This is a genomic window from Amnibacterium sp., assembly GCF_051956055.1.
GTDB lineage: Bacteria > Actinomycetota > Actinomycetes > Actinomycetales > Microbacteriaceae > Amnibacterium.
The window spans coordinates 1-6,848 of sequence record NZ_JBQCGC010000107.1 but is presented as its reverse complement, the minus strand read 5'-3'; the positions used below and the strand labels follow the sequence as shown (position 1 = coordinate 6,848).

8 protein-coding genes and 1 pseudogene are annotated in these 6,848 nt (G+C 70.2%); 8 read left to right on the top strand and 1 reads right to left on the bottom strand.

Translation table 11 applies throughout. From position 1 onward, the window contains the following. Positions 1-21 precede the first annotated feature (21 nt). Positions 22-1,386, bottom strand: a pseudogene (gene dnaA, locus ACTHLI_RS15380) (chromosomal replication initiator protein DnaA); the annotation flags it as partial. 436 nt (positions 1,387-1,822) lie between these two features. Between dnaA and rpmH the strand changes: the two are divergent. From rpmH to ACTHLI_RS15340, 8 genes are all read left to right on the top strand, one after another. Beyond that, complete coding sequence (gene rpmH / locus ACTHLI_RS15375) at positions 1,823-1,960, top strand: 50S ribosomal protein L34 (protein WP_119480445.1); 138 nt, start codon at positions 1,823-1,825, stop codon at positions 1,958-1,960. Positions 1,961-1,979: 19 nt separating this feature from the next. Then, on the top strand, positions 1,980-2,318 hold the full coding sequence (rnpA, locus tag ACTHLI_RS15370; RefSeq protein ID WP_440185533.1) for a ribonuclease P protein component: 339 nt from the start codon (positions 1,980-1,982) through the stop codon (positions 2,316-2,318). Continuing rightward, positions 2,315-2,614, top strand: coding sequence for a membrane protein insertion efficiency factor YidD (gene yidD, locus ACTHLI_RS15365; protein WP_440185531.1), 300 nt, complete (start codon positions 2,315-2,317; stop codon positions 2,612-2,614). Before rnpA ends, yidD begins: the two co-directional genes overlap by 4 nt. Positions 2,615-2,618: 4 nt before the next feature. Then, complete coding sequence (yidC, locus tag ACTHLI_RS15360; protein ID WP_440185529.1) at positions 2,619-3,626, top strand: membrane protein insertase YidC; 1,008 nt, start codon at positions 2,619-2,621, stop codon at positions 3,624-3,626. After that, on the top strand, positions 3,623-4,138 hold the full coding sequence (locus tag ACTHLI_RS15355) for a Jag family protein (protein ID WP_440185527.1): 516 nt from the start codon (positions 3,623-3,625) through the stop codon (positions 4,136-4,138). The genes yidC and ACTHLI_RS15355 overlap by 4 nt, the downstream gene beginning before the upstream one ends. Next, entirely contained in the window at positions 4,135-4,791 is a 657-nt protein-coding gene (gene rsmG, locus ACTHLI_RS15350) for a 16S rRNA (guanine(527)-N(7))-methyltransferase RsmG (protein WP_440185525.1), read from the top strand. The genes ACTHLI_RS15355 and rsmG overlap by 4 nt, the downstream gene beginning before the upstream one ends. Positions 4,792-4,831: 40 nt before the next feature. Continuing rightward, the gene (locus ACTHLI_RS15345) at positions 4,832-5,746 is read left to right on the top strand and encodes a ParA family protein (RefSeq protein ID WP_440185523.1); all 915 of its coding nucleotides are present in this window, start codon (positions 4,832-4,834) and stop codon (positions 5,744-5,746) included. A 74-nt stretch (positions 5,747-5,820) separates the two neighbouring features. After that, positions 5,821-6,777 carry a ParB/RepB/Spo0J family partition protein gene (locus ACTHLI_RS15340; RefSeq protein WP_440185535.1) on the top strand — a complete coding sequence of 319 codons (957 nt, stop codon included), beginning with the start codon at positions 5,821-5,823 and terminating at the stop codon, positions 6,775-6,777. The last annotated feature ends 71 nt before the right edge of the window (positions 6,778-6,848 follow it).

The window sequence follows — 6,848 nt, the reverse complement described above, 5'->3', positions numbered from 1 at the left end:
CGATCCGAGGCCCGACGGCGGCTAGCGGCGGAAGCGCTGCTCCTGCTTGATCCTGCTCGTGAGCTCGGTGACCTGGTTGTAGATCGAGCGCCGCTCCTTCATGAGCTCGCTGATCTTCTTGTTCGCGTACATCACGGTGGTGTGGTCGCGACCGCCGAACAGCTGACCGATCTTCGGCAGCGACAGGCTCGTCAGCTCGCGGCACAGGTACATCGCGATCTGCCTGGCCGACGCGATCTGCTGCGATCGGCTCGCGCCGAACAGGTCGTCGGTCGAGAGCTTGAAGTAGGAGGCGACGGCCTCGATGATGTCGCCCGGCGCGATGACGTTGTCCTCGTCGAGCGTGATCAGGTCCTTCAGCACGGTCTGCACGAGCGCGAGATCCACGGGCGCCCGCGTCAAGCTCGCGAACGCGGTGACCCGGATCAGGGTGCCCTCGAGCTCCCGGATGTTGCTCGAGACCTTCGAGGCCATGAACTCGAGGATGTCGTCGGGCACCTGCAGCTGGTCGTTCTGGGCGCGCTTCCGGAGGATCGCGATGCGGGTCTCGAGATCGGGCGTCTGGACGTCCGTGATGAGCCCCTGCTCGAACCGGGACCGCATGCGGTCCTCGAAGCCGGTCAGCTGACGCGGCGCGAGGTCCGAGGTGATGACGACCTGCTTGTTGTGGTCGTGCAGCGTGTTGAAGGTGTGGAAGAAGGCCTCCTGCGTGGAGTCCTTGCCCGAGAGGAACTGGATGTCGTCGATCAGCAGGATGTCGACGTCGCGGTACCGGGCCTGGAACTGCTGGGTCCGGTTCGTCGCGATCGAGTTGATGAAGTCGTTCGTGAACTCCTCGCTCGAGACGTACCGCACCCGGATGCCCGGGTAGAGCCCCATCGAGTAGTGCCCGATGGAGTGCAGCAGGTGCGTCTTGCCGAGCCCGGAGTCGCCGTAGATGAAGAGGGGGTTGTACGCCTTCGCCGGCGACTCCGCCACCGCGAACGCGGCCGCGTGCGCGAAGCGGTTCGAGGCGCCGATGACGAAGGTCTCGAACGTGTAGCGCTCGTTGAGCCGGGACTCGGTGCCGGCCGTGACCACCGGCACCTCCGGTGCGGCCTCGACCTGGGCTGCGGTGGCGCGCGCCGGTGCTGCGGACGCCGCGGGCGCGGGAGGCGGCTCGGCCGAGCCGTACTGCGGAACGATGTCGGGGTTGACGGTCACCGCGAAGGTGTGGATCTCGAACTCGTCCTCGAGGCCGCCGATGGCCTCCGCCAGCGGGAGGCGCCCGCGTTGCTCGAGCATCGACCGCGAGAAGTCGTTCGGCACCTCGAGGTAGAGGACGCCGGCCATGACGCCCTTCGGCTCGACGAGGTTGATGAAGCCCTGGAGCTGCGGTCCGACGCGGGAGTCGTTCGCGAGGGCGACCCGGATCCGGCCCCACGCGTCCACGGCGACCTCCGTCATCGGCTCCTCCCTCCCCACTGGACTCGGCGTGCATCACAGAAGCCGAGCGCGCTGAAGCGCTGCGCGAGACCCGCGCTCCGTCGGGTACCGGGAGCGGCGAGGGCCAACCGTAACGCCCGTCTTCTTCTCCGAGCAAGTCTCCACAGGCCTTTTCCCGATGTGTGGAGAAACGCCGTGGACACGCCCGGAACGACGCGCCCAGACCTGGGGACAACGGAGAATCACACCTGTGGAATTCACCCCTCGTCCGAGGGGCGTCCGCTGCGTGGTGTACTGTGTTCCGGTTCCGCGGCGCAGTTCCATGCGCCCCACGACTTCTGCGCCGACCCGGGTTCTTCCGGGGGTTTCCGGTGCATCCGATCAAGAGGTGACCGCAGTGACGAAGCGCACGTTCCAGCCGAACAACCGCCGCCGCGCCAAGGTGCACGGCTTCCGCCTGCGCATGCGCACCCGCGCCGGCCGCGCCATCCTGTCCGCGCGCCGCGCCAAGGGCCGCACCGAGCTCTCGGCGTAGGGGCGCGCCCCTCTCACCCGTGCTCGCCAAGGCGAACCGCATCGTCGCAGCGACGGACTACCGCGGCCTGGTCCGCTCCGGTCGGAAGGCGCGCGGGTCGCTGACCCTGGCCTACGGTCGTCGGTCCGAGCCGGGTTCCCCCATGCGGATGGGGGTCATCGTCGCCAGGAACGTCGGCAACGCGGTGGTGCGCAACCGGGTGCGTCGCCGGATCAAGGCGGTCGGCTGGTCGCTCGCGCAGGACGTGCGCGGGCTGGACGTCGTGTTCCGGGTCCTCCCCTCCGCGGCGGCCGCGGACTTCGGCGCCATCGACGGCGAGGTCCGTCGACTCGTCGCGAAGCTGCAGGAGCGGGCATGATCCCGCTGCTGCTCGCCCCCAGGAACGCGCTGATCGCCGTGCTCCGGGTGTACCGCGCCGTGATCTCGCCCCTGTACGGCGACGTGTGCAGGTACCATCCCTCCTGCTCCCGCTACGCCCTCGAGGCGGTGCAGCAGTCGGGAGTCGTCGTCGGATCAGCACTGGCGGTGTGGCGTGTGCTCCGCTGCAACCCGTGGTCGCGCGGAGGGGTCGACGACCCGCCACAGCGACTGCGCCCCTCGTACCGCATCACCACGCACGGCTTCGTGAGGCCTGCAGAGCAGCCGGGAGGCTGAACCGATGGACATCGCCGCCCTGTTCGGCTACGTGCTCTGGCCCTTCAAATGGGTCATCGAAGCGATCCTGGTCGGCTTCCACGCGTTCTGGAGCGCGATCGGGTTCGACCCCGCGGACGGCCTCACCTGGATTCTGTCGATCCTGGGGCTCGTCATCGTCGTGCGGTCGGCCCTCATCCCGCTCTTCGTGCGGCAGATCAAGAGCCAGCGCAAGATGCTCGAGCTCGCGCCCCAGCTGAAGAAGATCCAGGAGAAGTACAAGGGCAAGCGCGACCAGTTCTCCCGGGAGGCGATGAGCCGGGAGACGATGGAGCTCTACCGCCACCACGGTACGAGCCCCTTCTCCTCCTGCCTGCCGCTCGTCGCGCAGATGCCGATCTTCTTCAGCCTGTTCCAGGTGCTCGAGACCGCGCAGCGGGACCCGAAGGCCGGCGGCGTCGGACTGCTGACGCCGCAGCTGGCCGGCTCGTTCGGCGCCTCGAAGCTGTTCGGCGCGCCGCTGCACGAGACCATCGGGAGCGGGGTGAACGCCCTCGGCTCCGGCGGCACCGGCTCGGACCTGCTGGTGGTCGTCATCGGCATCTTCATGGTCGCCCTGATGACCGTGACGCAGTTCATCACGCAGCTGCAGATCATGTCGAAGAACGTCTCGCCGGAGACGAAGGCGAGCCCCATGTACCGGCAGCAGCGGATGCTGCTCTACGTCCTGCCGCTCGTCTTCATCTTCTCGGGCATCGCGTTCCCGCTCGGCGTGATGTTCTACTGGGTCTTCTCGAACCTGTGGACGATGGGCCAGCAGTTCGTCGTCATCCGCAACTCGCCCACCCCCGGCAGCGAGGCCGCGAAGGCGCGCGAGGTCCGGCTGGCCAAGAAGGCCGAGCGTCGGCGCGAGCGCACCGGTGAGCCCCTGGAGGCCCCGGAGATCGCCGCACCCCAGCCCAAGGTCAATACCCAGCGCAACCAGCCGGTCGGCAGGACGCGCTCGAAGCGGACGGGAGAACGACGGGCATGACCGACGAGCAGCGCGCGGCCGCACCCGTGGAGGACGACGTCGAGGGCCTGCAGGAGGCCCTGGACGACGCCTCCGGGGACGTGGGCGACATCGCCGCCGACTACATCGAGGAGCTCCTCGACATCGCGGACCTCGACGGTGACATCGAGATCGAGGACGAGGGCGGCCGCACGACCGTGAAGGTCACCGGTGGCGATCTCCGGCTGCTGTCCGGCCCCGCGACGGTGGGTGCGCTCCAGGAGCTGGCGCGCCTCGCCGTGCAGACGAGGACCGGCGGGTTCGCGCGGCTCACCCTCGACATCGGCGGGAGCCGCGATCAGCGCTCCCGCGAGCTCGCCGCGCTGGTCGAGCGCGCCGCGACCGAGATCGCGGAGGGGGCGGCCGCGGTGCCGCTCGCACCGATGTCGTCCTACGAGCGCAAGCTCGTGCACGACCTGGCTGCCGAGCGCGGGATGCAGTCCCACTCGGAAGGCGAAGGCGGCGACCGGCACATCGTGCTGACCTCGGCGTGACCGGGCACCCCGTCCCCGACGCCGAGACCGCCCCGGAGGCGGAGCCGGCGGAGGCGGCCGCGGTGTTCGGCGACCGCCTGCCGGTCGTCCGCCGGTACGCGACCGACCTCGGCGAGCGCGGCGTCGTGCTCGGGCTGATCGGTCCGCTCGAGCCGGGACGACTGTGGTCCCGGCACGTGCTGAACAGCGGCCTGCTGGCGCCGTTCATCCCGCAGGGCGCGACCGTCGCGGACGTCGGCAGCGGCGCCGGACTGCCAGGGCTCGTGCTGGCCGCCGCGCGTCCCGACCTCCGGATGACCCTGATCGAGCCGATGGAGCGCCGTGTCGCCTGGCTCGAGGAGGAGCGGGACCGGCTCGGACTCGAGAACGTGGTCGTCGAGCGCGCGAGGGCCGAGGAGACGGCGCCCGGCCGGTTCGACGTGGTCACCGCCCGCGCGGTCGGCGCGCTGAGCGGCCTGCTGCCCATCACCGCGCCGCTCGGCCGACCGGGTGGCCTCCTGGCGCTCCTCAAGGGGGCGTCCGTGGAGGCGGAGCTGGCGAAGGCCGACAAGGTGGTGCGCCGCCTCGGGCTCCGCGACGTCAGGGTCGAGATCGCCGGACGCGGCATGGCGTCCCTGGAAACCCGAGTCCTGATGGCTACCCTGCCGAACTGACCCCTGTCCGGGGGATACCGCCAGGAGACTGAGGATCGAAGTGACACCCAGCTCAGCGCTCGACTCGCGAGGGTCGGGATTCGACGAGTCGACGCCCCTCGCCCGGGAGCTCGCGGACCTCACCGCACGCCGTGCCCGCCTGAAGGGCAACGCCCTGCCCAGGCCGCGCGCGACGCGGGTGTTCACCGTGGCGAACCAGAAGGGCGGCGTCGGCAAGACGACGACGACCGTGAACCTCGCCGCTGCGCTCGCCAAGTCCGGCATGCGCGTGCTCGCGATCGACCTCGACCCCCAGGGCAACGCCTCCACGGCGCTCGGCGTCGAGCACCGGCACGACACCATCAGCGTCTACGACGTGATCGTGGGCGACGCACCCCTCTCCGACGTGGTGCAGAAGAGCCCGGAGTTCGACTCCCTCTGGTGCGCCCCGGCCACGATCCACCTCGCGGGCGCCGAGATCGAGCTGGTCTCCCTCGTCGCGCGCGAGCAGCGCCTCCGTACGGCGCTGAACGCCTACCTCCAGTCCGCCGACGAGCCGTTCGACTACGTGTTCATCGACTGCCCGCCGTCGATCGGGCTCCTCACGATCAACGCCTTCGTGGCGGCGACGGAGGTCCTGATCCCGATCCAGTGCGAGTACTACGCGCTCGAGGGGCTCTCGCAGCTCCTGCGGAACGTGGATTTGATCGAGAAGCACCTCAACCCGCAGCTCACGGTCTCGACGATCCTGCTCACGATGTTCGATGCGCGGACCAGGCTCGCGAACGACGTCGCCGAGGACGTGCGCAAGCACTTCCCGCAGCAGGTGCTCGGGAGCGTCATCCCGCGGGCCGTGCGCATCTCGGAGGCGCCGAGCCACGGGCAGAGCGTGATCACGTACGACCCGAACTCGCCGGGGGCGCTGTCGTACCTCGAAGCCGCTGGCGAGATCGCCCGCCGCGGAGCGGCCGCGTGAGCGCGCCCAGGACGTCGGGGCAGGCGGCCCCGGCGCGGCAGCAGCGGCTCGGCCGCGGCATCGGTGCGCTGCTCATGCCGGACGACGACCGGTCGCTCGAGCAGACGCGCCCCTCCGACGTCTACTTCGGACGCGCCGCCGAGGCCCCGGCCGACGATCTGCAGCCCGTGCCCGGCCTGCGGCTCGTCGCGCTCGTCCCGGACGACGTGCGCCCGAACCCGCAGCAGCCGCGTCGCGAGTTCGACGAGCAGGCGCTCGCCGAGCTGGTGCAGTCGGTGCAGGAGAACGGCGTCCTGCAGCCGATCGTCGTGCGCCCGCTGCCGAGCGGCGAGAGCGCGAAGTTCGAGCTCGTCATGGGCGAGCGCCGGCTCCGGGCGGCAAAGGCCGCTGGGCTCCGCTTCGTGCCCGCGGTCGTCAAGGAGACCGCCGACGACCAGATGCTGCAGGAGGCGCTCCTCGAGAACCTCCACCGCCTCCAGCTGACGCCGCTGGAGGAGGCGAGCGCGTACCAGCAGCTCATCGACGACTTCGGCATCACGCACGAGGAGCTCGGGATGCGCATCGGGCGCAACCGGACGACGATCACGAACACGATCCGGCTGCTGCGCCTGCCCGAGCACATCCAGCGGAAGGTCGCGGCCGGCGTCATCACCCAGGGCCACGCGCGCGCGGTGCTGTCGGTCGTCGACCCCGAGCTGATGGACCAGCTGGTCGACAAGATCGTCGCCGAGGACCTGAACGTGCGCCAGGCGGAGGCGGCGGCGATCCGCATGGCCGGCCCGACGAAGCCGAAGAAGTCCACCGGCCGTCGCAACGAGGGGCTCGACCACATCGCCGAGCGCCTGGGTTCGCGGTTCGACACCCGCGTGCGGGTGGACCTGAACGCGAAGAGCGGCCGCATCGTCATCGACTTCGGCTCGGTGGCCGACCTGAACCGCATCCTCGAGGACATCGGCGAGGAGAAGTGGGAGGAGGGCGAGGCGCGCGAGCGCATGCTCGCCCAGCGCACGGCGGCCCTCCGCCGCTCCTAGCCCCTTCGTGGGTGGGGGGGAAGGGGGGGGCCGGGGCCCGCAAAGGAGAAAAAGAAACAGGGGAGAGGCCC